At 67.9% G+C, this 25,632-nt stretch carries 35 protein-coding genes; all 35 read left to right on the top strand.

The window, feature by feature from the left end; translation table 11 throughout:
• The first annotated feature begins 15 nt into the window (after nucleotides 1-15).
• Nucleotides 16-1,215 (top strand): 4-hydroxybenzoate 3-monooxygenase, encoded by a 1,200-nt coding sequence (locus B3G12_RS04965; protein ID WP_290499423.1) that lies wholly within the window; start codon nucleotides 16-18, stop codon nucleotides 1,213-1,215.
• A 43-nt stretch (nucleotides 1,216-1,258) separates the two neighbouring features.
• Entirely contained in the window at nucleotides 1,259-2,071 is an 813-nt protein-coding gene (pcaH, locus tag B3G12_RS04970) for a protocatechuate 3,4-dioxygenase subunit beta (RefSeq protein ID WP_290499427.1), read from the top strand.
• Complete coding sequence (gene pcaG / locus B3G12_RS04975; RefSeq protein ID WP_290499429.1) at nucleotides 2,064-2,639, top strand: protocatechuate 3,4-dioxygenase subunit alpha; 576 nt, start codon at nucleotides 2,064-2,066, stop codon at nucleotides 2,637-2,639. The genes pcaH and pcaG overlap by 8 nt, the downstream gene beginning before the upstream one ends.
• A complete protein-coding gene (locus B3G12_RS04980) occupies nucleotides 2,636-4,075 on the top strand; it encodes a lyase family protein (RefSeq protein WP_144941762.1) in 1,440 nt (479 codons plus the stop codon). The genes pcaG and B3G12_RS04980 overlap by 4 nt, the downstream gene beginning before the upstream one ends.
• Nucleotides 4,072-4,860, top strand: a complete 789-nt coding sequence (locus tag B3G12_RS04985) for an alpha/beta fold hydrolase (RefSeq protein ID WP_290499431.1) — start codon at nucleotides 4,072-4,074, stop codon at nucleotides 4,858-4,860. The genes B3G12_RS04980 and B3G12_RS04985 overlap by 4 nt, the downstream gene beginning before the upstream one ends.
• A 145-nt stretch (nucleotides 4,861-5,005) precedes the next feature.
• Nucleotides 5,006-5,404 carry a carboxymuconolactone decarboxylase family protein gene (locus B3G12_RS04990; RefSeq protein WP_144941765.1) on the top strand — a complete coding sequence of 133 codons (399 nt, stop codon included), beginning with the start codon at nucleotides 5,006-5,008 and terminating at the stop codon, nucleotides 5,402-5,404.
• A 143-nt stretch (nucleotides 5,405-5,547) separates the two neighbouring features.
• Nucleotides 5,548-6,759 carry a thiolase family protein gene (locus tag B3G12_RS04995; RefSeq protein ID WP_144941767.1) on the top strand — a complete coding sequence of 404 codons (1,212 nt, stop codon included), beginning with the start codon at nucleotides 5,548-5,550 and terminating at the stop codon, nucleotides 6,757-6,759.
• A 33-nt stretch (nucleotides 6,760-6,792) separates the two neighbouring features.
• Complete coding sequence (locus B3G12_RS05000; protein WP_144941769.1) at nucleotides 6,793-7,491, top strand: 3-oxoacid CoA-transferase subunit A; 699 nt, start codon at nucleotides 6,793-6,795, stop codon at nucleotides 7,489-7,491.
• Nucleotides 7,488-8,147 (top strand): 3-oxoacid CoA-transferase subunit B, encoded by a 660-nt coding sequence (locus B3G12_RS05005; protein WP_144941771.1) that lies wholly within the window; start codon nucleotides 7,488-7,490, stop codon nucleotides 8,145-8,147. The genes B3G12_RS05000 and B3G12_RS05005 overlap by 4 nt, the downstream gene beginning before the upstream one ends.
• A 47-nt stretch (nucleotides 8,148-8,194) precedes the next feature.
• Nucleotides 8,195-9,022: an IclR family transcriptional regulator domain-containing protein gene (locus B3G12_RS05010; protein ID WP_144941773.1), complete on the top strand. Its 828-nt coding sequence runs from the start codon at nucleotides 8,195-8,197 to the stop codon at nucleotides 9,020-9,022.
• A gap of 222 nt (nucleotides 9,023-9,244) precedes the next feature.
• On the top strand, nucleotides 9,245-9,619 hold the full coding sequence (gene rpsL, locus B3G12_RS05015; RefSeq protein WP_012397684.1) for a 30S ribosomal protein S12: 375 nt from the start codon (nucleotides 9,245-9,247) through the stop codon (nucleotides 9,617-9,619).
• The gene (gene rpsG, locus B3G12_RS05020) at nucleotides 9,619-10,089 is read left to right on the top strand and encodes a 30S ribosomal protein S7 (RefSeq protein ID WP_012397685.1); all 471 of its coding nucleotides are present in this window, start codon (nucleotides 9,619-9,621) and stop codon (nucleotides 10,087-10,089) included. The genes rpsL and rpsG overlap by 1 nt, the downstream gene beginning before the upstream one ends.
• Before the next feature lie 79 nt (nucleotides 10,090-10,168).
• A complete protein-coding gene (fusA, locus tag B3G12_RS05025; RefSeq protein WP_144941775.1) occupies nucleotides 10,169-12,283 on the top strand; it encodes an elongation factor G in 2,115 nt (704 codons plus the stop codon).
• 159 nt (nucleotides 12,284-12,442) lie between these two features.
• A complete protein-coding gene (gene tuf, locus B3G12_RS05030) occupies nucleotides 12,443-13,633 on the top strand; it encodes an elongation factor Tu (RefSeq protein ID WP_144941778.1) in 1,191 nt (396 codons plus the stop codon).
• Nucleotides 13,634-14,117: 484 nt separating this feature from the next.
• Complete coding sequence (gene rpsJ, locus B3G12_RS05035; protein WP_003803825.1) at nucleotides 14,118-14,426, top strand: 30S ribosomal protein S10; 309 nt, start codon at nucleotides 14,118-14,120, stop codon at nucleotides 14,424-14,426.
• 16 nt (nucleotides 14,427-14,442) lie between these two features.
• Nucleotides 14,443-15,099, top strand: a complete 657-nt coding sequence (gene rplC, locus B3G12_RS05040; protein WP_055085346.1) for a 50S ribosomal protein L3 — start codon at nucleotides 14,443-14,445, stop codon at nucleotides 15,097-15,099.
• 5 nt (nucleotides 15,100-15,104) lie between these two features.
• On the top strand, nucleotides 15,105-15,728 hold the full coding sequence (gene rplD, locus B3G12_RS05045) for a 50S ribosomal protein L4 (protein ID WP_144941780.1): 624 nt from the start codon (nucleotides 15,105-15,107) through the stop codon (nucleotides 15,726-15,728).
• Nucleotides 15,725-16,030: a 50S ribosomal protein L23 gene (gene rplW / locus B3G12_RS05050; RefSeq protein ID WP_055085350.1), complete on the top strand. Its 306-nt coding sequence runs from the start codon at nucleotides 15,725-15,727 to the stop codon at nucleotides 16,028-16,030. Before rplD ends, rplW begins: the two co-directional genes overlap by 4 nt.
• Nucleotides 16,031-16,061: 31 nt before the next feature.
• On the top strand, nucleotides 16,062-16,901 hold the full coding sequence (gene rplB, locus B3G12_RS05055) for a 50S ribosomal protein L2 (protein WP_144941782.1): 840 nt from the start codon (nucleotides 16,062-16,064) through the stop codon (nucleotides 16,899-16,901).
• Nucleotides 16,902-16,913: 12 nt separating this feature from the next.
• Nucleotides 16,914-17,195, top strand: coding sequence for a 30S ribosomal protein S19 (rpsS, locus tag B3G12_RS05060; RefSeq protein ID WP_035959716.1), 282 nt, complete (start codon nucleotides 16,914-16,916; stop codon nucleotides 17,193-17,195).
• A gap of 53 nt (nucleotides 17,196-17,248) precedes the next feature.
• Entirely contained in the window at nucleotides 17,249-17,614 is a 366-nt protein-coding gene (rplV, locus tag B3G12_RS05065; protein WP_055085353.1) for a 50S ribosomal protein L22, read from the top strand.
• A complete protein-coding gene (rpsC, locus tag B3G12_RS05070; protein WP_144941784.1) occupies nucleotides 17,615-18,451 on the top strand; it encodes a 30S ribosomal protein S3 in 837 nt (278 codons plus the stop codon).
• Nucleotides 18,451-18,867: a 50S ribosomal protein L16 gene (gene rplP / locus B3G12_RS05075; protein WP_055085357.1), complete on the top strand. Its 417-nt coding sequence runs from the start codon at nucleotides 18,451-18,453 to the stop codon at nucleotides 18,865-18,867. Before rpsC ends, rplP begins: the two co-directional genes overlap by 1 nt.
• Before the next feature lie 3 nt (nucleotides 18,868-18,870).
• The gene (rpmC, locus tag B3G12_RS05080) at nucleotides 18,871-19,167 is read left to right on the top strand and encodes a 50S ribosomal protein L29 (protein WP_144941786.1); all 297 of its coding nucleotides are present in this window, start codon (nucleotides 18,871-18,873) and stop codon (nucleotides 19,165-19,167) included.
• Entirely contained in the window at nucleotides 19,164-19,451 is a 288-nt protein-coding gene (gene rpsQ / locus B3G12_RS05085) for a 30S ribosomal protein S17 (protein ID WP_144941788.1), read from the top strand. Before rpmC ends, rpsQ begins: the two co-directional genes overlap by 4 nt.
• A 308-nt stretch (nucleotides 19,452-19,759) precedes the next feature.
• Nucleotides 19,760-20,965, top strand: a complete 1,206-nt coding sequence (locus tag B3G12_RS05090) for an alpha/beta hydrolase-fold protein (RefSeq protein ID WP_144941790.1) — start codon at nucleotides 19,760-19,762, stop codon at nucleotides 20,963-20,965.
• Nucleotides 20,966-21,358: 393 nt separating this feature from the next.
• On the top strand, nucleotides 21,359-21,727 hold the full coding sequence (gene rplN / locus B3G12_RS05095) for a 50S ribosomal protein L14 (RefSeq protein WP_012397698.1): 369 nt from the start codon (nucleotides 21,359-21,361) through the stop codon (nucleotides 21,725-21,727).
• Between the two features lies 1 nt (nucleotide 21,728).
• Entirely contained in the window at nucleotides 21,729-22,067 is a 339-nt protein-coding gene (rplX, locus tag B3G12_RS05100; RefSeq protein ID WP_055085364.1) for a 50S ribosomal protein L24, read from the top strand.
• Nucleotides 22,067-22,636, top strand: coding sequence for a 50S ribosomal protein L5 (gene rplE / locus B3G12_RS05105; protein WP_144941792.1), 570 nt, complete (start codon nucleotides 22,067-22,069; stop codon nucleotides 22,634-22,636). The genes rplX and rplE overlap by 1 nt, the downstream gene beginning before the upstream one ends.
• A gap of 74 nt (nucleotides 22,637-22,710) precedes the next feature.
• The gene (gene rpsH, locus B3G12_RS05110) at nucleotides 22,711-23,109 is read left to right on the top strand and encodes a 30S ribosomal protein S8 (RefSeq protein WP_055085367.1); all 399 of its coding nucleotides are present in this window, start codon (nucleotides 22,711-22,713) and stop codon (nucleotides 23,107-23,109) included.
• Nucleotides 23,110-23,140: 31 nt separating this feature from the next.
• On the top strand, nucleotides 23,141-23,677 hold the full coding sequence (gene rplF / locus B3G12_RS05115; protein ID WP_055085369.1) for a 50S ribosomal protein L6: 537 nt from the start codon (nucleotides 23,141-23,143) through the stop codon (nucleotides 23,675-23,677).
• 2 nt (nucleotides 23,678-23,679) lie between these two features.
• The gene (gene rplR / locus B3G12_RS05120) at nucleotides 23,680-24,051 is read left to right on the top strand and encodes a 50S ribosomal protein L18 (protein WP_055085371.1); all 372 of its coding nucleotides are present in this window, start codon (nucleotides 23,680-23,682) and stop codon (nucleotides 24,049-24,051) included.
• Nucleotides 24,048-24,785, top strand: coding sequence for a 30S ribosomal protein S5 (rpsE, locus tag B3G12_RS05125; RefSeq protein WP_144941794.1), 738 nt, complete (start codon nucleotides 24,048-24,050; stop codon nucleotides 24,783-24,785). Before rplR ends, rpsE begins: the two co-directional genes overlap by 4 nt.
• Nucleotides 24,785-24,991 (top strand): 50S ribosomal protein L30, encoded by a 207-nt coding sequence (rpmD, locus tag B3G12_RS05130; protein ID WP_055085375.1) that lies wholly within the window; start codon nucleotides 24,785-24,787, stop codon nucleotides 24,989-24,991. Before rpsE ends, rpmD begins: the two co-directional genes overlap by 1 nt.
• A gap of 2 nt (nucleotides 24,992-24,993) precedes the next feature.
• The gene (gene rplO / locus B3G12_RS05135) at nucleotides 24,994-25,461 is read left to right on the top strand and encodes a 50S ribosomal protein L15 (RefSeq protein WP_055085377.1); all 468 of its coding nucleotides are present in this window, start codon (nucleotides 24,994-24,996) and stop codon (nucleotides 25,459-25,461) included.
• The last annotated feature ends 171 nt before the right edge of the window (nucleotides 25,462-25,632 follow it).

The raw sequence follows: 25,632 nt of genomic DNA on the forward strand, positions 1-25,632 counted from the left end.
GCGCTAGGAGGACACATGCTCGAGGAGCGAACGGTCGTCGAGACTGACGTCGCGATCGTGGGGGCGGGCCCTGCCGGCCTGATGCTCTCGCACCTGCTGTCGCGTGCGGGCATCGACACCGTGGTGGTAGAGATGCGCTCCCGCGAGGAGATCGCTCGAACCCACCGGGCGGGCATCCTGGAGGCGGGCACGGTGGCCATGCTCACGGACTCCGGTGTGGCCGGCCGGGTGCTCAGTCACGGCCACGAGCACGAGGGTACGGTGCTGCGCTTCAACGGCGAGAGCCGGCGCATCGACTTCCGGGAGCTGGTGGGGGAGTCCGTGTGGCTGTACCCGCAGAACGAGGTGTTCACGGACCTGGCCGCCGCGCGCGAGCGGGACGGCGGCGTCGTCCACTGGGAGGTCTCGGGCACCCGGGTGGACGAGCTGACCACAGAGCACCCCACCGTGCGGTGCACCACCGCGGACGGCGAGGACCTCGAGATCCGCGCCCGGCTGCTCGTGGGGGCTGACGGTTCGCGGGGCGTGTGCAGACGGCAGATCCCCGAGGACGTGCGCACGGACAACTTCACCGAGTACCCGTTCGCGTGGTTCGGGATTCTGTGCGAGGCGCCGCCGTCGGCCCCCGAGCTGGTCTACGCCACATCGCCCCGCGGCTTCGCCCTGATCTCCCAGCGCAGCGACACCGTGCAGCGAATGTACTTCCAGTGCCCTCCGGACACGGACGCGGCCGAGTGGGACGACGAGCGGATCTGGGACGAGCTGCAGGCCCGGGTGGACGGCCCGGACGGGCTCACTCTGAAGCGGGGGCCGATCTTCGACAAGACGGTCCTGCCGTTCCGCTCCTACGTGTGCGAGCCCCTGCGGTACGGGAACATGTTCCTGGTGGGGGACGCCGGGCACACCGTGCCTCCCACGGGCGCCAAGGGGCTGAACCTCGCGTTCTGCGACGTCCGCGTGCTGGCCCCGGCGGTCGTTGACTTCTTCGAGACCGGCGACGACGCCGGACTGGTCGGCTACTCGGCCCAGGCGCTGGAGCGGATCTGGAAGGCGCAGAACTTCTCCTACTGGGTCACGAACCTCATGCACACCCCACCGGACGAGAACCCCTTCGCCGCGAAGCGCCGTCGTGGCGAGTTCGAGGCGCTGACCGGATCGGTCCACGGGTCGGCGTACTTCGCGGAGTCCTACACGGGCTGGCAGGACCGGACCTGACGACACACGACGCCCACCCCGCCACCCACCCGAGGAGATGACCATGACCGTCGAGAACGACGACACGTTCGAGCCCCTGTACGCCAAAGGCGCCGACGACGCCAAGGACACCCAGGCGCAGCTCATCGACGAGATGGCGCGGATCAGCACGCAGCACGAGGCCTCCGGGGCGGTCGAGAACCAGCCCCGCCTGGACTACGCACCGTACCGCAGCTCGATCCTGCGCCACCCCACCAAGGACCCGCGCCACACGGACCCGGAGACCATCGAGCTCCACGCCCCGGCCTTCGGCCAGCGGGACGTCCACTCCCTGGAGTCGGACCTGACCATCCAGGACGGCGGGGAGCCCATCGGCGAGCGGATCCGAATCTCGGGGCGCATCGTGGACGGCAGCGGCCGCCCGGTGCGCAACCAGCTCGTGGAGATCTGGCAGGCCAACGCGGCGGGGCGCTACATCCACAAGCGGGACCAGCACCCGGCGCCCATCGACCCGAACTTCACGGGCGTGGGCCGCTGCCTCACGGGCGACGACGGCTCGTACTCGTTCGTGACGATCAAGCCCGGGCCGTACCCGTGGAAGAACCACCTCAACGCGTGGCGCCCGGCGCACGTGCACTTCTCCCTGTTCGGCACGGACTTCACGCAGCGGATGATCACCCAGATGTACTTCCCTGGGGATCCGCTCTTCGCCCTGGACCCCATCTACCAGTCCATCGTGGATCCGAAGGCCCGCGACCGGCTCGTGGCCACCTACGACCACGACCTCTCCGAGCACGAGTGGCTGCTCGGCTACCGCTGGGACATCGTCCTGAGCGGTTCGAACCGCACCTGGACGGAGGACGACAGCAATGACTGAGAACACCGAGCGCCTGGTGCCCACACCCGGCCAGACCATCGGTCCCTTCTACGGCTACGCGCTGCCCTACGAGGGCGGGGAGTTCCTGGTGCCGCTGTCGCACCCGAACGCCGTGCGCCTACAGGGCACCGTGTACGACGGCCACGGCGCCACGATCCCGGACACGATGCTCGAGATCTGGCAGGCGGACGAGAACGGCAGGGTCTCGAAGGAGCCCGGGTCCCTTAAACGGGACGGCTACACGTTCACCGGTTTCGGCCGGGTGGCCGTGGACAACGCGGGCCACTACGACTTCACAACGGTGAATCCCGGACCCACCGAGGCCGGCAAGGCGCCGTTCATCCTCATGACGGTGTTCGGGCGGGGCCTGCTCAACCGGCTGTTCACGCGGATCTACCTCCCCGAGGACACCGAGGCGCTCGGGAACGACCCCCTGCTGAGCTCCCTGTCCGAGGAGGATCGCTCCACGCTGATCGCCCAGCGGCTCGAAGACGGCTCGCTGCGCTTCGACGTGCACCTGCAGGGCGAGCACGAGACCGTGTTCCTGTCCTACCCGGGGCTGGAGTGATCGAGGCGGGTCTGCTGCTGCCGGGAGCGCACCGGGCCGCGGCCCTGGCGGACGACCGTGCCGTGGCCCGCGCGATCCTCCGGGTGGAGGACGCGTGGGTCACGGCGCAGTCCAGGGTGGGCCTCGTCCCCGCCGTTGCAGCCGAGGCCGCTCACGCCGCGGTGGACCGGGTGCCGCTCGACGAGGCCGCGCTCACAGACCTGGCTGTGGCCTCCGAGGGTGGTGGCAACCCAGTGATCCCACTGCTGGCGGCCTACCGCCGTGCGGTCGAGGAGGAGCACGGCCGCCCCCTGGGCGCGGTGCACGCCGGTCTGACGAGCCAGGACGTGATGGACACGGCCCTGGCGCTCGTGGTCGAGGACGTGCGCGGGATGCTCCTGGAGGGGCTTGACCGCACAGGGGACGCCCTCGTGCGCCTCGTGGTGCGCCATGGGGGCACGGTCATGGTCGGGCGCACCCTGACCCAGCACGCCCTGCCGGTCTCCTTCGGACTCAAGGCCGCGTCGTGGCTCGCGGGTGTGGACGACGCCGCGGACGACGTCGCCGCGCGCGCCCACCTGCCCGTCTCCTTCGGCGGGGCGGCCGGGTCGCTCGCGGCCACCGTGGCCCGCTGCGCCCACCCCGGGGACACCGAGGAGCGCACGTGGCAGCGGGTGAAGGAGCTCCTCGGGTACTGGGCCGAGGAGCTTGGACTCCGGCTGCCCGACGGTGTGTGGCACACCAACCGCGTGCCGGTGCTGCGGGTCGCGGGGAGTCTCGCGGAGACCACCGCCGCGCTGGCCAGGATGGCGAACGACGTCTTGACGATGTCCCGCCCAGAGGTCGGTGAAGTGAGAGAGCCCGCCGCAGAGGGCCGGGGCGTGTCCTCGGCCATGCCGCAGAAGCAGAACCCCGTGCTGAGTGTGCTCCTCAAGCGCACGGGCATCGCAGCGACGGCACTGCTGGCCCAGGTGGCGGCGGGAGCGAGTGCCGCGGACGACGAGCGGCCGGACGGCGGCTGGCACGCCGAGTGGCCGGCGCTGCGCGAGCTCGCGGTGCTGACGGCCGCGGCGTCGTCGCACGCGGCGGAGCTGGCCGCGGGGCTCACCGTCCGCGAGGAGCGCATGGCCCGCAACCTGGCGGACGCTGGAACGGGCGTGATGGCCGAACGGCTGAACACCGCGCTGGCCCCCGTGCTGGGGGAGCGGGACGGGCGCAGCGCCAAGCAGCGCATCCAGGCCGCCGTGCGCGCCGAGCCACAGGACCCGGAGGTGCTCGCCGCCGCGCTCGCGGCGGAGGTGCGGGCGGGGGAGGACGTTGAGCTGCCCGAGGGGGTGGCCGCCTCCGAACTGACCGGTTGGATCCGCAGTCTGCTGGACCCGCGAGGATACCTGGGGGTGGCTCCGCAACTGTGCGAGCGTGCAGCCGCCCGGCACGACGAGAGGAAGAGACGATGACCGTTCCCGAATTGGGGCTCGTGGAGTTCACGCGCCTGCAAGACCTCCCCACAGACGCACGGCTCGTGGTGCTTGGGCCCGCGCTGGGAACCTCCGTGACGAACCTGTACGCCCCGCTCGTCCCCCTGCTCTCGGGCCGCTTCCATGTGGTCGGCTGGGACCTTCCCGGCCACGGCGTGAGCGCACCGGCGCAGGAGTTCACGGTTGCCGACCTCGCCGAGGGCGTGGCTCGCGCGGTCACGCAGCGCGTGGGGCCGGGAGCGTGGCACGCGATGGGGACATCGATCGGCGGGGCCGTGGTGCAGCAGCAGCTTGCCGCGGGCTCCTCCCACTTGGCGTCCGCCACGCTCGTCGCCACGGCCAACTACTTCCCGGACCCGGCCTCCTGGCGCGAGCGCGCCGAACTCGTGGCGAGTGCCGGGACTCCCACCCAGGTGGTCACGTGCGCGAAGGCCTGGTTCGCGGCTGACTTCCTGGCGCGGCACTCCGAGCTCTGCACGCCCCTGCTGCACGACCTCCAGGGCGCCGACCGCGTCAGCTACGCCGCCGCGTGCCGAGCGCTCGCGGACTACGACCTGCGCGGGGTGACGGCCCCCGCCGCCGTGCCGTGCGCCGTCGTCACCGGTACCGAGGACGCCATGGTGGGGCCCGACGTCGCCCGGCCACTCGCGCAGGCGCTGCGGGCTCGCTGCGAGATCGTCGACGGCGCCGCCCACCTGGTGCCCCTCGCAGCGCCGGAGCTGCTCGAGCGGCTCCTCACGGATCTGATCGCCGCCGCGCGCTGACGCGCCGCACCCTCCCGCCCGCGCAATGACGCGCGGCACTACGAAGCCGCACTATGACCCCGCACTCCGACCCGGCAGGCGCCGGTGCGCCGTACCCCGCGCACCGACTCGCCGCCCGTCCATCGACAGCAGAGCAGAGGACAGCATGAACCGACACCCCGAACGCACCGAGGCGCAGGCCCACGACGAGGGCATGACCGTGCGCCGCGAGGTCCTCACGGACGAGCACGTGGACCGTGCGGAGGCAGGCAAGACGGAGTTCACGGAGGATTTCCAGGACTTCATCTCGCGCTACGCGTGGGGCGAGATCTGGACCCGCCCGGGGCTCGACCGGCGGATGCGCAGCGCGTGCGTGCTCACGGCGCTGATCGCCGGGGCGCACTGGGAGGAGTTCGAGATGCACGTCAAGGCGGCCCTTCGCAACGGGCTGAGCACGGTGGAGATCAAGGAGGTCGTCATGCAGTCCGCGATCTACCTCTCCGTCCCCTCGGCCAACAACGCGTTCAAGCACGCCCAGAAGGCACTGTCCGAGGTGCGGGACTGAGCCGTGTTCGCCATGTGAACAAGTGTTCACATGGCGAACACCCCGGCATAGCCTGGTGAAAGCAGCCGGGTGTGCTGTACCAGGCACCGCGCACCCACACCCCGCCGGCCCCGACCGGTCGAACTCCCACGGTGAGGATTCCCATGAACCAGGCCTACGTGTACGACGCCGTCCGGACCCCGTTCGGCAAGCTCGGCGGCGCGCTGTCGGGGCACCGCCCGGACGATCTTGCGGCGCTCGTGGTGCGCACCCTCGTGGAACGCGCTCCCGCCCTGGACCCGGCGGCGATCGACGAGGTCTACCTGGGCAACGCGAACGGCGCGGGGGAGGAGAACCGCAACGTGGCCCGCATGGCCACCCTGCTCGCGGGACTGCCCGTGAGTCTCCCCGGCTCCACGGTCAACAGGCTGTGTGGCTCGTCCCTGGACGCCGCCATGATCGCCTCCCGCCAGATCGAGGTGGGGGAGGGGGACGTGCTGCTCGTGGGCGGCGTCGAGTCGATGTCCCGTGCCCCGTGGGTGCTGCCCAAGACGGACCGCCCGTTCCCGATGCAGAACCTGGAGCTTGCCAACACGACGCTGGGCTGGCGACTCGTGAACCCCGAGATGCCGGACGAGTGGACCGTCTCACTCGGTGAGGCCACGGAGCAGCTGCGCGAGAAGCACGGCATCACCCGCGAGGAGCAGGATGAGTTCGCCGCGCGCTCCCACAGGCTGGCCGCGAAGGCCTGGGACGAGGGAAGGTACGACGACCTCACGGTCCGCGTGGCACCCACCGGCAGGAAGGGCGTGGAGCTCACGCGGGACGAGACCATCCGCCCCGACTCCACGCCGGAGACCCTGGGGCAGCTGCGCACGGTGTTCCGCACCGGCGAGAACGCCACCGTCACGGCGGGCAACTCCTCGCCCATGAACGACGGTGCGTCCGCGGTATGGCTCGGCAGCGAGCGCGGCGCCGAGCTGCTCGGCCGCCAGCCCCTCGCCCGGATCGCGGGCCGCGGCGCCGCGGCCAACGAGCCCCAGTTCTTCGGGGAGGCGCCGGTGCGCGCCGCGGAGACTGCCCTGCGGCGAGCCGGGATCACCTGGGACGACGTTGCCGCGGTCGAGCTCAACGAGGCGTTCGCCGCGCAGTCGCTCGCCTGCCTGCGGCAGTGGGGTGTGGACCAGGAGATCGTCAACGCGTGGGGCGGTGCGATCGCGCTGGGCCACCCGCTGGGCGCCTCCGGCACCCGCGTGCTCGGCACCCTCGCGCGACGGCTGCAGGAGTCCGGGCGGCGCTGGGGAGTCGCAAGCCTGTGCATCGGCGTGGGGCAGGGCCTCGCGGTGGTGCTCGAGAACCAGGACGCCCGGGGCTGAGGCCCCGGTTCGACAGACGGAGGGACAGAGACCGTGCTCACCATTGCAGAGACCGCCGCGGCGGCCGTGGCACCCGTCCACGACGGCGCGTGCGTGATGATCGGCGGCTTCGGTGTCGCAGGACAGCCCGTGGAGCTCATCGACGCACTGATCGACAACGGGGCAACGGACCTGACCGTGGTCAGCAACAACGCCGGAAACGGGGACGTGGGGCTGGCCACCCTGATCCAGCTCGGGCGGGTGCGCAAGATCATCTGCTCCTTCCCCCGCCAGTCGGACTCGTGGCACTTCGACGAGAAGTATCGGGCCGGACAGATCGAGCTGGAGGTCGTCCCGCAGGGCAACCTCGCCGAGCGCATCCGGGCGGCGGGGGCGGGGATCGGGGCGTTCTTCACACCCACCGGCTACGGCACGCCCCTGGCGGAGGGCAAGGAGGTGCGGAAGCTGGACGGCCGTCACCAGGTGCTCGAGTACCCGATCCACGCGGACTTCTCCCTGACCAAGGCGCTGCGAGCGGACCGGGTCGGCAACCTGGTCTACCGCAAGACCGCGCGCAACTTCGGCCCCGTCATGGCAGCGGCGGCCACGCACTCGATCGTGCAGGTGGACGAGGTCGTGGAGCGCGGCGCGCTCGACCCGGAGGCCGTCGTGACGCCCGGGATCTACGTGGACACGGTGGTCCGCGTGGACCACCCCCGGCAGCAGGATTCTCGAGAGGAAGGTGCGGCATGAGCGTCCCGCAGAGCAGCGACCACCCGTTGTCCCCCGAGGAGCTCGCGGAGGTCGTCGCGCGGGACATCCCCGCCGGTGCCTACGTCAACCTGGGGATCGGTCAGCCCACGCTGGTCTCCAACTACCTGGGCCCGGAGGACGACGTCACCCTGCACACCGAGAACGGCATGCTCGGGATGGGCGGCGAGGCCCACGGGGACGAGGTGGACCCGGACCTCATCAACGCCGGCAAGATCCCCGTGGTGGAGACCGAGGGCTGCTCGTACTTCCACCACGCGGACTCCTTCGCCATGATGCGCGGCGGGCACCTGGACTGCTGCGTGCTGGGCGCGTTCCAGGTGGACCGCCACGGCAACCTGGCCAACTGGCACACGGGCAAGCCGGATGCGATCCCCGCCGTGGGAGGGGCCATGGACCTCGCCACCGGCGCCAAGCAGACGTTCGTGATGATGACCCTGAAGTCCAAGAACGGACAGTCCAAGCTCGTGGAGCGGTGCACCATGCCGCTCACGGGGGTGGGTTGCGTGTCCCGCGTCTACACGGACCTCGGGGTCTTCGTGGTCGAAGGCGGCCGGATCGTGGTGCGCGAGACGTTCGGCGTGGGCTACGACGAGCTCGTCGAGCAGCTGGACGTGACGCTCACCCCTGGGCGGTGACCGTCCCGACCAGTGGCAGTGCCGCCGGGGTGCCGAGGAGGACAGCCGTGACCACGAACGACGACGCCCGGACCGTTCCCGGGGACGGTTTCGTGCAGTCCCTGGCGCGCGGGCTCACGGTGATCGCGGCCTTCGACGCCGAGCACCCCGTCATGAGCTTCACGGAGGTCGCCCGCCGCACGGATCTCACCCGGGCGACGGCCCGCCGGTTCCTGCTCACGCTGGAGACACTCGGCTACGTGCGCAGCGACGGCCGCGGCTTCGAGCTGACCCCCAAGGTGCTCGGGCTCGGCCACGCGTACCTCAGCGCACTGTCGCTGCCCCAGCTCGCGCAGCCCCACCTGCGGGCGCTGTCTGCGGAGCTGGGGGAGTCGACGTCCCTGTCCGTGCTCGACGGGTCGGACATCGTCTACGTGGCCAGGGTCGCCACGAAGAGCATCATGAGCGTGAGCATCGCCGTGGGCACACGGCTGCCCGCATACGCCACCTCCATGGGCCGCGTGCTGCTCGCGGGCCTGCCGCCGCGGGAGCTGATGGCGCGGCTGGAGGCGGTCGAACCGCGACCGCTCACCGAGCGCACCCTCACGGACCGGGAGCAGCTGGGCGCGCAGATCGCAGCGGTGCGCCGCGCCGGCTGGGCGGTCGTGGACCAGGAGCTCGAGCTGGGCCTGCGCTCCGTGGCCGTTCCGGTCACGGACGCGCAGGGCACGGTGGTCGCAGCGGTGAACGCGTCCATGCGCGTGAGTCTGGGCACCGGCGACGTCGAGTCCCTCGACGAGCGCGTGGTCCCCGCGCTGCAGCGCTGCGCGCGGGCGCTCTCCGCGGATGTCGCGATCTCGGGACACACCGGTTTCCTCTCCAGCGGGGGAAGCTGATACGATAGGCCAGAATTGCTCGATTCCGGGCGATCTGCAATGAGATGGCACTTTGGACCCTGTCCACTGGTACGCACCTTGTACCTAGATGCCATCTTTCGTCATGCTTGCACACCGTTTCGCGGGCCTCTGGTCCACATGGCGGCGGCATGGCGCCCGGAATCACCGTCCCGTCACCTGCGGGCCCGGCACGCACCGGGTTCCGCTCCACCAGGAGGCACTGTGCCAACTATCCAGCAACTGGTCCGCAAGGGCCGGCACTCCAAGGTCGTGAAGACCAAAGCTCCCGCGCTCAAGGGCAATCCCATGAAGCGCGGCGTCTGCACCCGTGTCTTCACCACCACCCCCAAGAAGCCGAACTCTGCGCTGCGCAAGGTCGCCCGTGTGAAGCTCAACGGCGGCGTTGAAGTCACCGCATACATCCCCGGCGAGGGCCACAACCTGCAGGAGCACTCCATCGTGCTCGTGCGCGGCGGTCGTGTGAAGGACCTGCCCGGTGTTCGCTACAAGATCGTGCGCGGCGCGCTCGACACCCAGGGTGTCAAGGGCCGCCAGCAGGCCCGCTCCCGCTACGGCGCCAAGAAGGAGAAGAAGTAATGCCTCGTAAAGGTCCCGCTCCCAAGCGCCCCCTCGTCGTCGATCCCGTCTACGGTTCGCCCGTGGTCACGCAGCTGATCAACAAGGTCCTGCAGGACGGCAAGAAGTCCACGGCCGAGCGCATCGTCTACGGTGCTCTCGAGGGCGTGCGCAACAAGACCAATTCCGATCCCGTGGCCACCCTGAAGAAGGCGCTCGAAAACGTGAAGCCGGCCCTCGAGGTCCGCTCCCGTCGCGTTGGCGGCGCCACCTACCAGGTGCCGGTCGAGGTCAAGGCAGGCCGTGCCCAGGCGCTGTCCCTGCGCTGGCTCGTGGGCTACTCCAAGGCGCGTCGTGAGAACACCATGACCGAGCGTCTGCAGAACGAGATCCTCGACGCGTCCAACGGCCTCGGCGCCGCTGTGAAGCGCCGCGAGGACACCCACAAGATGGCCGAATCCAACAAGGCCTTCGCCCACTACCGCTGGTAAAATTCGGTAGTCCTGTCGGCCCCGCCCCGCGCGGGGCCGACACCAGGGCCCGGCACCACCTTTTACGAAGGGAACCATCGTGGCACTCGACGTGCTTACCGACCTCAAGAAGGTCCGCAATATCGGCATCATGGCTCACATCGATGCCGGTAAGACCACGACCACCGAACGAATCCTGTTCTACACGGGCATCAACCACAAGCTCGGCGAAACGCACGACGGTGCATCCACGATGGACTGGATGGCTCAGGAGCAGGAACGCGGCATCACCATCACGTCCGCCGCGACCTCGTGCTACTGGCACGACTACCAGATCAACATCATCGACACCCCGGGTCACGTGGACTTCACGGTCGAGGTCGAGCGCTCCCTGCGCGTGCTCGACGGCGCCGTGGCCGTCTTCGACGGCAAGGAGGGCGTGGAGCCCCAGTCCGAGACCGTGTGGCGCCAGGCCGACAAGTACGAAGTGCCCCGCATCTGCTTCGTCAACAAGATGGACAAGCTGGGCGCCGATTTCTACTTCACCGTGGACACCATCAAGTCCCGCCTGGGCGCGACCCCGCTCGTGCTGCAGCTGCCGATCGGTGCCGAGAACGACTTCGTGGGCGTCATCGACCTGGTGACCATGAAGGCTCTCGTGTGGGAGGGCGACTCCAAGGGTGACGTCTCCCTGGGCGCGAAGTACGAGACGCGCGAGATCCCCGAGGACCTCAAGGACCGCGCGGACGACTACCGCAACCAGCTCGTCGAGGCCGTCGCGGAGGCGGATGACGAGCTCATGGAGAAGTACCTCGGCGGAGAGGAGCTCACCGAGGACGAGATCAAGGCCGGCATCCGCAAGCTGACGATCACCTCCCAGGCCTACCCCGTGCTGTGTGGCTCGGCGTTCAAGAACCGCGGCGTTCAGCCCATGCTCGATGCCGTGGTGGACTACCTGCCCTCCCCGCTCGACGTGGAGGACGTGCAGGGCCACGCCATCAACGACGAGGAAGAGGTCATGACCCGCACCGCGGACGCCAACGGCCCCTTCGCGGCGCTGGCGTTCAAGGTCGCCTCGCACCCGTTCTACGGCCAGCTCACGTACATCCGCGTGTACTCCGGCAAGGCGAAGGCCGGCGAGCAGGTCATGAACTCCACCAAGGGCAAGCGCGAGCGCATCGGCAAGCTCTTCCAGATGCACTCCAACAAGGAGAACCCGGTGGACGAGATCTCCGCCGGTCACATCTACGCCGCGATCGGTCTGAAGGACACCACCACCGGTGACACCCTCTCGGACCCGAACAACCAGATCGTGCTGGAGTCCATGAGCTTCCCCGCTCCCGTGATCTTCGTGGCCATCGAGCCGAAGACCAAGGGCGACCAGGAGAAGCTGTCCACCGCCATCCAGAAGCTCTCCGCAGAGGATCCCACCTTCACGGTGTCCCTCAACGACGAGACCGGCCAGACCGAGATCGGCGGCATGGGCGAGCTGCACCTGGACATCCTGGTGGACCGCATGAAGCGGGAGTTCAAGGTCGAGGCCAACGTGGGCAAGCCCCAGGTGGCCTACCGCGAGACGATCAAGAAGGCCGTCGAGAAGGTCGACTACACCCACAAGAAGCAGACCGGTGGTTCCGGCCAGTTCGCCAAGGTGCAGGTCTCCTTCGAGCCGCTGCCGCTGGACGCCGAGGAGCTGTACGAGTTCGACAACGCCGTGACCGGTGGTCGAGTGCCGCGCGAGTACATCCCCTCCGTTGACCACGGCATCCAGGACGCCATGCAGCTCGGCATCCTGGCCGGCTACCCGGTCGTGGGCGTCAAGGCCACGCTGGTGGACGGTGCCTACCACGACGTCGACTCCTCGGAGATGGCGTTCAAGATCGCCGGCTCCATGGTCTTCAAGGAAGGCGCCCGCCGTGCCAACCCGGTGCTGCTCGAGCCGCTGATGGCCGTCGAGGTGCGCACTCCCGAGGAGTACATGGGCGACGTCATCGGCGACCTCAACTCCCGCCGTGGCCAGATCCAGTCCATGGAGGACGTCACGGGCGTCAAGCTCGTCTCGGCGCTCGTGCCGCTTTCCGAGATGTTCGGATACATCGGCGACCTGCGGTCCAAGACCCAGGGCCGCGCCGTGTACTCGATGCAGTTCGACAGCTACTCGGAGGTCCCCAAGGCCGTGGCCGAGGAGATCATCCAGAAGAACCGCGGCGAGTGAGCCACCGGGGTTCGCCCCTGCAATTTCAGTAAATTCGTTATCCAGAAGTAGACTTGCACAGGTTTCGACATGCGCAGCGCTTGCCGCGCTGTGGTCTTACGCTCCGTGGTCCGGAGCAGTCGAGCAAGTCTCACCTCAATGTTCTAGGAGGAACACACCATGGCGAAGGCCAAGTTCGAGCGCAACAAGCCGCACCTCAACATTGGCACCATCGGCCACGTTGACCACGGCAAGACCACGCTCACCGCTGCGATCTCCAAGGTCCTGGCCGACAAGTACCCGGACGTCAACGAGCAGCGCGACTTCGGTGCCATCGACTCCGCTCCGGAGGAGAAGCAGCGCGGCATCACGATCAACATCGCGCACATCGAGTACCAGACCGACAAGCGGCACTACGCCCACGTGGACGCCCCCGGTCACGCGGACTACGTGAAGAACATGATCACCGGTGCCGCTCAGATGGACGGCGCGATCCTCGTGGTCGCCGCCACCGACGGCCCCATGGCGCAGACCCGCGAGCACGTCCTGCTCGCCCGTCAGGTGGGCGTTCCCTACCTGCTGGTCGCGCTGAACAAGTCCGACATGGTCGACGACGAAGAGCTGCTCGACCTCGTCGAGATGGAGGTCCGCGAGCTGCTGTCGGACCAGGGCTTCGACGGTGACAACGCCCCCGTCGTGCGCGTCTCTGCTCTGAAGGCGCTCGAGGGTGACCCCGAGTGGGTCAAGTCCGTCGAGGACCTCATGGAGGCCGTGGACGAGAACGTGCCGGACCCGGTCCGTGACACCGACAAGCCCTTCCTCATGCCCATTGAGGACGTCTTCACCATCACCGGTCGCGGTACCGTCGTGACGGGTCGCGCCGAGCGCGGCACGCTGCCGATCAACTCCGAGGTCGAGATCGTGGGCATCCGCCCCGTGCAGAAGACCACGGTCACCGGCATCGAGATGTTCCACAAGCAGATGGACGAGGCGATGGCGGGCGAGAACTGCGGCCTGCTGCTGCGCGGTCTCAAGCGTGACGACGTCGAGCGTGGCCAGGTCGTGTGCAAGCCGGGTTCCATCACCCCGCACACCGACTTCGAGGCCAACGTCTACATCCTGTCCAAGGAAGAGGGCGGGCGTCACAACCCGTTCTACTCGAACTACCGTCCGCAGTTCTACTTCCGCACCACGGACGTTACCGGCGTCATCACGCTGCCCGAGGGCACAGAGATGGTCATGCCCGGTGACAACACCGAGATGACGGTCGAGCTGATCCAGCCGATCGCCATGGAGGAAGGCCTCGGCTTCGCCATCCGTGAGGGTGGTCGCACCGTGGGCTCCGGCCGCGTCACCAAGATCATCAAGTAGTTCCCCGATGATCACGCGGTGAGGCGCTGAGCCGAACCCTCCAGTGCCCCGCACTCCTTCGAGAGTGCGGGGCACTGTCGTTCCTTGCCGTCGCACCCGGGTTTGCGCCGGCACCGCGTTCTCTGGCACAATGGTCGCTGTTGTTCGCTCAGCGGCGCGAGAAATTGCGCGCTCAGCACGAACAGAGGTTCATCGCGAGAACCGGGTGCGGAGCATGTGTGCAGCCGAAGCAACCGCAATGCACCGACGCCCGCGTGACCGCGCCGCGAACAACCACTTTTCACCGGCACCGAGTCAATGTGTGTGGACCCGGCCGCGTCGCCCAGCGCGACACGCCCGAGTTCGGGTGCCGGAGCTCCGACAGGGTGAGGAACCCGGACTCGGTCCGGATTCAGTCTGTGCGGGGTGGCGGCAGAGACCGCCGAGCACAAGGAGTCATGGACTCCATACAGGGAAGTACTTGAAGAAAGAGAGTCACGACGCCATGGCGGGACAAAAAATCCGCATCCGGCTGAAGTCCTATGACCACGAGGTCATCGACGTCTCGGCCCGGAAGATCGTTGAGACGGTGACGCGCGCAGGTGCAACGGTGGTGGGACCCGTCCCGCTGCCCACCGAAAAGAACGTGTACTGCGTCATCCGCTCGCCGCACAAGTACAAGGACAGCCGTGAGCATTTCGAGATGCGCACCCACAAGCGGCTGATCGACATCATCGACCCCACGCCCAAGGCCGTCGACTCGCTCATGCGTCTCGATCTGCCGGCTGACGTGAACATCGAAATCAAGCTGTAAAAAGGATCGCACCCCAATGACTACCACTTTCGAACGCCAGATGAAGGGCCTGCTGGGCATCAAGCTCGGCATGACCCAGGTCTGGGACGAGAACGGGAAGTTCGTGCCGGTGACCGTGGTCAAGGCCGACTCCAACGTCGTGACGCAGCTGCGCAACGAGGACAAGGACGGCTACAACGCCGTTCAGATCGGCTTCGGTGCGATCGATCCCCGCAAGGTGACCAAGCCCCTGGCCGGTCACTTCGCCGCCGCAGGCGTGACGCCCCGCCGCCACGTCGTCGAGCTTCGTACTTCCGACGCCGCCGACTACGAGCTCGGGCAGGAACTGTCCGTGGAGCTCTTCGAGTCCGGCGCCAAGGTCGACGTCGTCGGCACCACCAAGGGCAAGGGCACCGCCGGCGTCATGAAGCGTCACGGCTTCTCCGGCGTGGGCGCCTCCCACGGTGCACACAAGAACCACCGCAAGCCGGGTTCCATCGGCGGCGCGTCGTACCCCGCACGCGTGTTCAAGGGCATGCGCATGGCCGGCCGGATGGGCAACGCCCGTCACACGACCATGAACCTGACCGTGCACGCGGTCGACGCCGAGAACTCCCTGCTGCTCATCAAGGGCGCCCTGCCGGGCCCCAAGGGGTCGGTCGTCCTCGTCCGTTCCTCCGTGAAGGGAGCTTGATACTCATGGCAACTGAATCCGTCAACGTCGAGCTGCCCGCTGAGATCTTCGACGCCCAGACCAATGTGGCCCTGCTGCACCAGGTCGTCGTCGCCCAGCTGGCCGCCGCCCGCCAGGGCACGCACAAGACCAAGACCCGCGCCGAGGTCTCGGGCGCAGGTCGCAAGCCGTTCAAGCAGAAGGGCACCGGCCGGGCTCGTCAGGGCTCCATCCGCGCCCCTCACATGACCGGTGGTGGCGTGGTGCACGGGCCCACGCCGCGTGACTACTCTCAGCGCACGCCCAAGAAGATGAAGGCCGCCGCCCTGCGCGGTGCCCTCTCGGACCGGGCACGCAACGGCCGCATCCATGTGGTGACCGATCTCGTGAGCGGCGACCAGCCGTCCACGAAGGCCGCCAAGGAGGCGCTGCGTTCGATTTCCGAGCGCAAGAACCTGCTGGTCGTGCTGGGCCGCGGTGAGGACACCGCCGCGCTGTCCGTGCGCAACCTGGTTGACGTGCACGCCGTGTACGCCGACCAGCTCAACACGTACGACGTGCTCGTCTCGGACGACGTGGTCTTCACCAAGACCGCCTACGACTCGTTCGTCGCAGCTGCGTCCGGTAGCAAGCAGGAGGACGCGAAGTGAGCGCCATCTACAACAAGGACCCGCGTGACGTCATCATCCGTCCCGTGGTCTCCGAGAAGTCCTACGGTCTGATCGACGAGGGCAAGTACACCTTCCAGGTGGATCCCTCGGCCAACAAGACCGAGATCAAGTTCGCGATCGAGCACATCTTCGGTGTGAAGGTCGCGTCCGTGAACACTCTCAACCGTCCCGGCAAGCGCAAGCGCACGCGCTTCGGCTGGGGAACGCGCAAGGCCACCAAGCGTGCCGTCGTGTCCCTCCGGGAAGGCTCCATCGACATCTTCGGCGGTCCGCTCTCCTGAGCGGAGACCACTTTAACGAGGAACTCAAAACATGGCTATCCGTAAGCACAAGCCGACAACCCCGGGCCGTCGCGGCTCGTCGGTGTCGGACTTCGTAGAAATCACGCGCACTACGCCCGAGAAGTCCCTGGTGCGTCCCCTGCCCAAGAAAGGCGGCCGCAACAACACGGGCCGCATCACCACCCGTCACAAGGGTGGCGGGCACAAGCGCCAGTACCGCGTGATCGACTTCCGTCGCCACGACAAGGACGGCGTGGACGCCAAGGTCGCGCACATCGAGTACGACCCGAACCGCACGGCCCGCATCGCGCTGCTGCACTACGTGGACGGCACGAAGCGATACATCATCGCGCCGAACCGCCTGAAGCAGGGCGACGTCGTGGAATCCGGCCCCAACGCGGACATCAAGCCCGGCAACAACCTGCCGCTGCGCAACATCCCGGTGGGCACCGTGCTGCACGCCGTGGAGCTGCGCCCGGGTGGGGGAGCCAAGCTGGCTCGTTCCGCCGGTGCCTCCGTCCAGCTCGTCGCCCGTGAGGGCAAGTACGGCCAGCTGCGCCTGCCCTCCGGTGAGATCCGCAACGTGGACGTGCGCTGCCGCGCGACGATCGGTGAGGTCGGCAACGCCGAGCAGTCGAACATCAACTGGGGCAAGGCTGGCCGCAACCGCTGGAAGGGCATCCGCCCGACCGTCCGCGGTGTGGTCATGAACCCCGTGGACCACCCGCACGGTGGTGGCGAGGGCAAGACCTCCGGTGGTCGTCACCCGGTCAACCCCAACGGCAAGCCCGAGGGACGCACGCGTCGCCCCAACAAGGAAAGCGACAAGCTCATCGTGCGTCGTCGTCGTACCGGCAAGAACAAGCGCTAAGGAGCCTGACTAATGCCACGCAGCCTCAAGAAGGGCCCTTTCGTCGATCAGCACCTCTTCGTGAAGGTCGCCAAGGAGAACGAGAAGGGCACCAAGAACGTCATCAAGACGTGGTCCCGCCGCTCGATGATCGTGCCCGACATGCTCGGACACACGATTGCCGTGCACGACGGACGCAAGCATGTCCCGGTGTTCATCACTGAGTCGATGGTCGGGCACAAGCTCGGCGAATTCGCCCCCACCCGCACGTTCCGCGGCCATGTGAAGGACGACAAGAAGGGCAAGCGTCGCTGACCCCTCGGGGTGAGAACGCTGCACTTCTTCGACAAGACGAGAGAAGGAAAGCAATGGAAGCCAAGGCATCTGCGCGCTACATCCGCGTGACGCCTATGAAGGCCCGGCGCGTCGTCAACCTGATTCGTGGCCAGCAGGCGAATGAGGCATTGGCGATTCTGAAGTTTGCCCCCCAGGCAGCTTCCGAGCCGGTGTTCAAGGTGCTCGAATCCGCCGTGGCGAACGCCCGGCAGAAGGCCGATCGCGAGGGTCTCGCGTTCAAGCCGGAAGACCTCGTGGTCTCCGCGGCCTTCGTGGACGAGGGTCCCACCATGAAGCGGTTCCAGCCGCGTGCCCAGGGCCGTGCGTACCGCATCAACAAGCGCACGAGCCACGTGACCGTGGTCGTGGCGACCCCGGAGAAGGAGGAGGTCCGCTAAGTGGGACAGAAAATCAACCCCAACGGATTCCGTCTGGGCATCACCACCGACCACGTCTCGCACTGGTACGCAGACTCCAACCAGCCGGGTCAGCGCTACAAGGACTACATCCGCGAGGACGTGAAGATCCGCGAGCTCATGTCAAAGGGCATGGACCGCGCCGGCATCTCCAAGGTCGAGATCGAGCGCACCCGTGACCGCGTCCGAGTGGACATCCACACGGCACGCCCGGGCATCGTCATCGGCCGCCGCGGCGCCGAGGCGGACCGCATCCGCGGCGAGCTCGAGAAGCTCACGGGCAAGCAGATCCAGCTGAACATCCTCGAGGTCAAGAACCCCGAGATCGATGCGCAGCTCGTGGCCCAGGGTGTGGCCGAGCAGCTGGCCTCGCGTGTCGCGTTCCGTCGCGCCATGAAGAAGGCCATCCAGTCCGCACAGCGTGCGGGCGCCAAGGGCATCCGCATCCAGTGCGCCGGCCGTCTCGGCGGCGCGGAGATGTCCCGCTCGGAGTTCTACCGTGAAGGCCGTGTGCCCCTGCACACCCTGCGCGCGAACATCGACTACGGGTTCTTCGAGGCCAAGACCACCTTCGGCCGCATCGGCGTGAAGGTCTGGATCTACAAGGGCGACCTGACCGACAAGGAACTGGCTGCCCAGCAGGCGGCGGCTCCGTCCTCGCGCGGACGCAACGACCGCCGCGGTGGCGGCGGTGCCGGCGAGCGTCGTCGTCGCCCGAATGACCGTAACGACCGTGGCGGCCGCCGTGAGCGCGACTCCGCCGCAGCCCCGCAGCAGAACACCGCTGCGGAGGCCAACAACGCAGAGGGTGGTAAGTAATGCTCATCCCACGTCGTGTGAAGTTCCGCAAGCAGCACCACCCGCGCCGTCGGGGAGAGGCCAAGGGCGGAACCCGAGTCACGTTCGGTGAGTGGGGCATCCAGGCTCTGAGCCCGGCGTACGTCACGAACCGTCAGATCGAGGCCGCGCGTATCGCCATGACCCGCCACATCAAGCGTGGCGGCAAGGTCTGGATCAACATCTACCCGGACCGTCCCCTGACCAAGAAGCCTGCCGAGACTCGTATGGGTTCCGGTAAGGGTTCCCCCGAGTGGTGGATCGCCAATGTCAAGCCCGGACGCATCATGTTCGAGATCTCCGGCGTGAGCGAGGAAGTGGCCCGTGAGGCGCTGCGCCTGGCAATCCACAAGCTCCCGATGAAGGCACGCATCGTGCGTCGCGAAGGCGGTGAATGATCAATGGCTATTGGATCCAAGGATCTGAACATGGACAACCTCGCGGCTCTTGACACCGGTGCCCTCACCGACCGGCTGCGCAAGTCCAAGGAAGAGCTGTTCAACCTGCGCTTCCAGGCGGCCACCGGCCAGCTCGAGAGCAACGGCAAGCTGAAGTCCGTCAAGCGAGACATCGCCCGGATCTACACCGTGCTGCGCGAGCGTGAGCTCGGGATCCGTGAGGACGTGGCGCCGGCTGCTGAGAAGACCGAGAAGAAGGCCTCGAAGAAGGCTGCCAAGTCCGAGGGTGATGCCAAGTGAGCGAGCAGGTCAACAACGAAACGGCCGCGGCCGAGCGCGGTGACCGCAAGTCCCGCCGGGGCTACGTGGTCTCCGACAAGATGGACAAGACCGTGGTGGTCCAGGTCGAGGACCGCGTGAAGCACGCGCTCTACGGCAAGGTTCTGCGCAAGTCCAAGCGCGTGAAGGCCCACGACGAGCAGAACTCCTGCGGCGTCGGGGACCTCGTGCGCATTGCCGAGACCCGTCCGCTGTCCGCCGACAAGAACTGGCGGATCGTGGAGATCATCGAGAAGGCCAAGTAGGACCTTCGCGATGCGAGTTCGATCGAAGGCCCCGTTCCGGTTCACGCCGGGGCGGGGCCTTCGGCGTACCCGGGCCCCCTGTCGACGATCTCCATGACGACGCCGCGGCGGGCAGGTGGGCCGATCCCGTGGCACTGCCGCAGGGGTACCGCTCGTGCGGTCCACGCCAGCACCCGAAAGGTCAGACGCTCGTGACCCAGGAGAACACGGTGGGGCCGTGTCCGCGGCGCCGCCCACCCAAGGTGCCGCGCCCGGATCCGGTCCCCAGGTCGGACGGTCCGTCCGTGCTCGCCTGGGAGGCCGCTCTCATGTCGAACGACTCGCGTGACGTGGCGAGGGCGCGCAGAGAGGTGGAGGCGGCCCTGGCCGCGGGCATGCCGCTGTGCGAGCACGCGGCTCCGGGTCCGGACGGGGCGGCCCGGCAGGTCGTGATGTTCCTCTGCGAGGACAGCGAGGCCTCGGAGGTCCTGCTGTTCGTCAACAGGCTCACGGACGAGTCCCGCCCGGAGGACTCCCTGATGCGGCGGCTGCCCGGCACGGATGTGTGGCACATCGGCTACCTCATGGGGACCAGCTGGCGCGCGTCCTACTGCTTCCTCACCGCCCGCCGGAACGCGGCGGCACCCTGGCGTGACGCCGCGGACCACGTGGACCTGCGCGCCGCCCTGGACGGGGGAGTGGCGGATCCCCGCAATCCGTCGTGGTGCCTGGGCCGCGGGGGGCTGCGGCTCAGCGTCGTCGCGCTCGAGGACGCGCCGGTGTCGCCGTGGCCGGTGCGGCCCGATCCCACCGCACGTGGACCGAAGTGGCTCGCCGCCCCCGGTGGTCACCGCGTGGCGATCGCGGCCTGTGGCGTGGCAGCGGGCGACTCGGCGCGCACGGCACCGGTGGTGCTGCTCTTCGACGGAGAGGTCTGGTGGCAGCACGGTGTCGTTGCCGCCGTCCGGGCCGCGGTCGCCGACGGTGCCCTGCAGCCGGTGCACCTGGTCCTGCTGGACTCCGGGGGCACGGAGCGTCGGTGGGCCGAGCTCGACGGCACAGGCGGGATCGAGGACGTGGTGGCGGACGAGCTGCTCCCGTGGCTCGCTCAGCGCCTGGTGTGGAAATCCGATCCCCGGCGGGTGGCCGTGGTGGGCCAGAGCCTCGGCGGGCTCTCGGCGATCCTGTGCGCACTGCGCCGCCCCGACGCCGTCGGGACCGCCGTCGCGCAGTCGGCCTCCCTGTGGCAGCCGCAGCCGGTGGACACGCTGCGGTCCCTGGTCTCGACCGACGGCGCCCGAGCGCTGGTCGGCACACGGCTCGTCCTGGAGGTCGGCGAGCAGGAGTGGGCACTCACCGGGCCCCACGACGAGTTCGTCGCCGAGCTCGCCCGCACCCCGGCCGAGGTGCACTACCGACGCTTCAACGGGGGCCACGACTACGCCTGCTGGCGCGAGGCACTGGTGCCCGCCCTGGTGGAACTCTTCCCCGGAGGCAGGCCGGTTGGTGATCCGCACGGAAGCGCGGTAGAGTAGGCCGGTACGCGTGTCGACGCACGTGTGCTCTCACTCTGACTTCGACCCTGCTGAGTCAGAATCACGTCCCACGGTGTGCACCCCGAGTGCGCGGGACGGAAGCAAGCCGCCGCGGTTCACCGCGGCCCGGCTCCCCGGCGCCCGGCGCCGCGAAGGCTGCACATCTTGCTCGTTGATTCTGCGCGAGGTCGCGAATCCGAGGGGAGCAGCACGGCGGAGTGATCCGCCCGAACACGTGCGGTCGTCCATCGCGTGCAAACTCCGCACACGCCCCGGGCCCCTCCTACGGCCACGGGGGCCACCGTGACGCGGAGCGTTCACACGACCACCGTTCCGCAAGGCTCGACATTCAGCAGGTTTGGATGAGAACCGGCGCGACGACAGGAGTATTCAGTGATTCAGCAGGAATCGCGGCTGCGGGTTGCCGACAACACGGGTGCGAAGGAAATTCTCACCATCCGTGTGCTCGGTGGATCCGGACGCCGTTACGCAGGCATTGGTGACGTCATCGTCGCCACCGTCAAGGACGCCATCCCCGGCGGCAACGTCAAGAAGGGCGACGTTGTCAAGGCGGTTGTGGTCCGTACCAAGAAGCAGAGGCGCCGTCCTGACGGTTCCTACATCCGTTTCGACGAGAACGCCGCAGTGATCTTGAAGAACGACGGGGACCCCCGCGGCACACGCATCTTCGGCCCCGTGGGCCGCGAGCTGCGCGACAAGAAGTTCATGAAGATCGTCTCGCTGGCTCCGGAGGTGCTCTGACATGACGAAGTTCAAGATCAAGACCGGCGACCTCGTGCAGGTCATCACCGGCAAGAACAAGGGCGAGCAGGGCAAGGTTCTGCGCGTGAACACCGAGACCTCCCGCGTGGTGGTCGAGGGTGTCAACGTGGTGACCAAGCACAAGCGCGCCAACGCCCAGGGCGAAGCCGGCGGCCTCGTCAAGGTCGAGGCTCCGATCCACATCTCCAACGTGATGCTCGTGGATCCCGAGACCGGCAAGCCGACCCGTGTGGGCTACCGCACCGAGACCGTGGAGCGCAACGGCAAGCAGAAGACCGTGCGCGTCCGCGTGTCCAAGAGCACCGGCAAGGATCTGTGATGAGCGAAACGACCGAAACCAAGTTCACCCCCCGGTTCAAGACCAAGTACCAGGAGACCGTGGCCCCGGCCCTTCAGGAGCAGTTCGGCTACTCGAACGTCATGGAGATGCCGCGCGTGGTCAAGGTCGTGGTCAACATGGGTCTGGGCGAGGCGGCCAAGGACTCCAAGCTGGTGGACAATGCCATCAAGGACCTCACCGCCATCACCGGCCAGAAGCCCGTGGTCAACCGTGCCAAGAAGTCCATCGCGCAGTTCAAGCTGCGCGAGGGAATGCCCATCGGCGCCCATGTCACCATGCGTGGCGACCGCATGTGGGAGTTCCTGGACCGCCTGGTCACGCTCGCGCTGCCGCGCATCCGTGACTTCCGCGGCCTCTCGGACCGTCATTTCGACGGCAACGGCAACTACACCTTCGGCCTGACGGAACAGTCCATGTTCCACGAGATCGACCAGGACCGGATCGATCGCGTGCGCGGTATGGACATCACCGTGGTCACGTCCGCCAAGACCGACGACGAAGGCCGCGCGCTGCTCAAGGCACTCGGCTTCCCGTTCAAGACCAACTAATTCCATCGACGCCAGAAGGTCCCTGCGGGCTGCAACCGGCAGGGAAACCGTGGCGAGGAAGGGCTGAAGCCCACATGACAATGACAGATCCCGTCGCAGACATGCTGACGCGTCTGCGCAACGCAAACTCCGCCTACCACGACACCGTGAGCATGCCGTACTCCAAGCTGAAGGCTCGGATTGCGGAGATCCTCAAGGCCGAGGGCTACATCGCGGACTGGAGCGAGGAGCCCGCGCGGGTCGGCAAGACGCTGACCCTGTCGCTGAAGTTCGGCTCCAACCGTGAGCGCTCGATCGCCGGTGTCCGCCGCATCTCCAAGCCGGGGCTGCGCGTGTACGCGAAGTCCACGAACCTCCCCAAGGTGTTCGGTGGCCTCGGCATCGCGATCCTCTCCACCTCCTCCGGACTGCTGACTGACAAGCAGGCCGGGAAGAAGGGCGTGGGCGGGGAAGTCCTCGCGTACGTCTGGTAACCGGTAGCACAGAAGAAGAAAGGAAGAAGACATGTCACGTATTGGACGTCTCCCGATCTCTGTGCCCGCCGGTGTGGAGGTCTCCGTGGACGGTTCCGTGGTGTCGGTGAAGGGTCCCAAGGGCTCCCTCACGCAGACCGTCGCGGCACCCATCACGGTGGTCGTCGAGGACGGCACCGTTCAGGTGTCCCGTCCCAACGACGAGCGCGAGTCCCGCTCGTTGCACGGTCTCACGCGTTCCCTGATCGCCAACATGATCCAGGGTGTGTCCGAGGGATACACCAAGCAGCTGGAGATCGTGGGCACGGGTTACCGTGTGCAGGCCAAGGGTGCGGACCTCGAGTTCGCTCTCGGTTACAGCCACCCCGTTCCCTTCAGCGCCCCGGAGGGCATCACGCTCTCTGTGGAGGGGAACAACAAGGTCTCCGTCTCCGGCATCGACAAGCAGCAGGTTGGCCAGGTCGCCGCGAAGATCCGCTCCCTGCGTCTGCCTGATCCCTACAAGGGCAAGGGTGTTCGTTACGCCGGCGAGCAGATCCGCCGCAAGGCCGGAAAGGCTGGTAAGTAATCATGGCTCTCGTAATCAAGGGAAAGTCGAAGACTGCTCAGCGGGCTCGGCGTCACCGCCGCGTGCGCAAGCACATCGCCGGAACCGCGCTGCGCCCCCGCCTGGTGGTCACGCGTTCCACCCGCCACATGGTCGCCCAGGTGATCGACGACGACAAGGGCTTCACCCTCGTCTCGGCCTCCACCATGGAGGACGCCCTGCGTGCGTCGTCCGACGACAAGACCGCCAAGGCCAAGCGCATCGGTGAGCTGATCGCCGAGCGCGCCAAGGCTGCGGGGATCGAGACCGTCGTGTTCGACCGCGGCGGCAACAAGTACCACGGCCGTGTGGCCGCGGTGGCCGAGGGTGCCCGTGAAGGAGGTCTGGCGCTGTGAGCGAGCAGAAGAACGAGAAGGAAACTCAGGTGAGCGAAGCCACCACCGGTTCCAACGAGACGGCCGAGTCCAACACCTCGTCCCGTCAGGGGACCGAGGAGAACCGCGGTGGACGCGGCGGTCGCAACGATCGCGGCGGACGCGGCGGCAATGACCGCGGCGGCCGTGGCAACGACCGTGGCGGCCGTGGTGGCCGCGGCGGTCGTGACGACGACAAGGACAAGTTCCTCGAGCGCGTCGTGACCATCAACCGCGTCTCCAAGGTCGTGAAGGGTGGTCGTCGCTTCAGCTTCACCGCTCTCGTGGTCGTGGGCGACGGCAACGGCATGGTCGGCGTCGGCTACGGCAAGGCCAAGGAAGTTCCGGCGGCGATCTCCAAGGGTGTCGAGGAGGCCAAGAAGAACTTCTTCCGGGTCCCCCGCGTCGAGGACCGCACCATCCCGCACCGTGTGCAGGGTGAGGCGGCGGCCGGCGTGGTCATGCTGCGCCCCGCCACCCCGGGTACCGGTGTGATCGCCGGTGGTCCGGTGCGCGCCGTACTGGAGTGCGCCGGCATCCACGACGTGCTCTCCAAGTCCCTCGGTTCGTCCAACCAGATCAACATCGTGCACGCGACCATCCAGGCGCTGCGTGAGCTCGAGGAGCCCGCGTCCGTGGCCGCCCGCCGTGGGCTGCCCATGGACGAGGTTGTTCCGGCGCCGCTGCTGCGTGAGATCCAGAAGGCAGGTGCCTGATGAACGGAAAGCGCATCCAGGCCACCGGCGCGACCCTGCGCGTGAAGCAGGTCCGCTCCGTGGTCGGTCAGAAGCAGAACATGCGCGACACGCTGCGTTCGCTCGGTCTCAAGCGTCCGGGCCACGTCGTGGAGCGCAAGGCCGATGCGGCCACCGCCGGCATGATCAACACGGTGTCGCATCTCGTAGAGGTTGAGGAGGCTTGAGCATGGCTGAGAACACCGAGAGCAAGCGCCACGCTCTGAAGGTCCACCACCTGCGTCCGGCCCCCGGCTCGCACCAGGCCAAGACTCGTCTTGGCCGCGGTGAGGCGTCCAAGGGCAAGACCGCCGGTCGCGGTACCAAGGGCACCAAGGCGCGCTACCAGGTCAAGGCCGGCTTCGCCGGCGGCCAGCTGCCGCTGCAGATGCGGCTGCCCAAGCTGCGCGGGTTCAAGAACCCGTTCCGCGTGGAGTACCAGGTGGTCAACCTGGACCGTCTGGGCGAGCTGTTCCCCGAGGGTGGCACCGTCACCGTCTCGGACCTGGTTGCCAAGGGCGCGGTTCGCAAGAACCAGCCCGTCAAGGTGCTGGGCAGCGGGGAGATCTCCGTGGCCCTGAACATCACCGCGGACAAGTTCTCGGCCTCTGCGGCCGAGAAGATCGCTGCGGCTGGCGGGTCCACGCAGAACGCGTGAGCGCAGACCAGCGTTCGGTTGTAGGGTGAATCCCTGAACTGAGGCGGGCCCCGTGCCGGATTCCCGGCACGGGGCCCGCTGCTTTACCAGGATGTTCGCACGGGGCCCGGCGCGGCCCCGTGCACGTCCTTGGCTAGACTTGCCCGGGGTCGGAACCGATCGGGCCACCAC

The sequence above is a fragment of the Kocuria sp. UBA5001 genome, from assembly GCF_002398425.1.
GTDB classification, from domain to species: Bacteria; Actinomycetota; Actinomycetes; order Actinomycetales; family Micrococcaceae; genus Kocuria; species Kocuria salsicia.

Bases quoted from the DNA above. Each gene is read 5' to 3' on its own strand.
- B3G12_RS04965 (WP_290499423.1), top strand. From the start codon at position 16: ATGCTCGAGGAGCGAACGGTCGTCGAGACTGACGTCGCGATCGTGGGG.
- pcaH (WP_290499427.1), top strand. From the start codon at position 1,259: ATGACCGTCGAGAACGACGACACGTTCGAGCCCCTGTACGCCAAAGGC.
- pcaG (WP_290499429.1), top strand. From the start codon at position 2,064: ATGACTGAGAACACCGAGCGCCTGGTGCCCACACCCGGCCAGACCATC.
- B3G12_RS04985 (WP_290499431.1), top strand. From the start codon at position 4,072: ATGACCGTTCCCGAATTGGGGCTCGTGGAGTTCACGCGCCTGCAAGAC.
- B3G12_RS04990 (WP_144941765.1), top strand. From the start codon at position 5,006: ATGAACCGACACCCCGAACGCACCGAGGCGCAGGCCCACGACGAGGGC.
- B3G12_RS04995 (WP_144941767.1), top strand. From the start codon at position 5,548: ATGAACCAGGCCTACGTGTACGACGCCGTCCGGACCCCGTTCGGCAAG.
- B3G12_RS05005 (WP_144941771.1), top strand. From the start codon at position 7,488: ATGAGCGTCCCGCAGAGCAGCGACCACCCGTTGTCCCCCGAGGAGCTC.
- rpsG (WP_012397685.1), top strand. From the start codon at position 9,619: ATGCCTCGTAAAGGTCCCGCTCCCAAGCGCCCCCTCGTCGTCGATCCC.
- tuf (WP_144941778.1), top strand. From the start codon at position 12,443: ATGGCGAAGGCCAAGTTCGAGCGCAACAAGCCGCACCTCAACATTGGC.
- rpsJ (WP_003803825.1), top strand. From the start codon at position 14,118: ATGGCGGGACAAAAAATCCGCATCCGGCTGAAGTCCTATGACCACGAG.
- rplC (WP_055085346.1), top strand. From the start codon at position 14,443: ATGACTACCACTTTCGAACGCCAGATGAAGGGCCTGCTGGGCATCAAG.
- rplD (WP_144941780.1), top strand. From the start codon at position 15,105: ATGGCAACTGAATCCGTCAACGTCGAGCTGCCCGCTGAGATCTTCGAC.
- rplB (WP_144941782.1), top strand. From the start codon at position 16,062: ATGGCTATCCGTAAGCACAAGCCGACAACCCCGGGCCGTCGCGGCTCG.
- rpsS (WP_035959716.1), top strand. From the start codon at position 16,914: ATGCCACGCAGCCTCAAGAAGGGCCCTTTCGTCGATCAGCACCTCTTC.
- rplV (WP_055085353.1), top strand. From the start codon at position 17,249: ATGGAAGCCAAGGCATCTGCGCGCTACATCCGCGTGACGCCTATGAAG.
- rplP (WP_055085357.1), top strand. From the start codon at position 18,451: ATGCTCATCCCACGTCGTGTGAAGTTCCGCAAGCAGCACCACCCGCGC.
- rpmC (WP_144941786.1), top strand. From the start codon at position 18,871: ATGGCTATTGGATCCAAGGATCTGAACATGGACAACCTCGCGGCTCTT.
- B3G12_RS05090 (WP_144941790.1), top strand. From the start codon at position 19,760: ATGTCGAACGACTCGCGTGACGTGGCGAGGGCGCGCAGAGAGGTGGAG.
- rplX (WP_055085364.1), top strand. From the start codon at position 21,729: ATGACGAAGTTCAAGATCAAGACCGGCGACCTCGTGCAGGTCATCACC.
- rplE (WP_144941792.1), top strand. From the start codon at position 22,067: ATGAGCGAAACGACCGAAACCAAGTTCACCCCCCGGTTCAAGACCAAG.
- rpsH (WP_055085367.1), top strand. From the start codon at position 22,711: ATGACAATGACAGATCCCGTCGCAGACATGCTGACGCGTCTGCGCAAC.
- rplF (WP_055085369.1), top strand. From the start codon at position 23,141: ATGTCACGTATTGGACGTCTCCCGATCTCTGTGCCCGCCGGTGTGGAG.
- rplR (WP_055085371.1), top strand. From the start codon at position 23,680: ATGGCTCTCGTAATCAAGGGAAAGTCGAAGACTGCTCAGCGGGCTCGG.
- rpmD (WP_055085375.1), top strand. From the start codon at position 24,785: ATGAACGGAAAGCGCATCCAGGCCACCGGCGCGACCCTGCGCGTGAAG.
- rplO (WP_055085377.1), top strand. From the start codon at position 24,994: ATGGCTGAGAACACCGAGAGCAAGCGCCACGCTCTGAAGGTCCACCAC.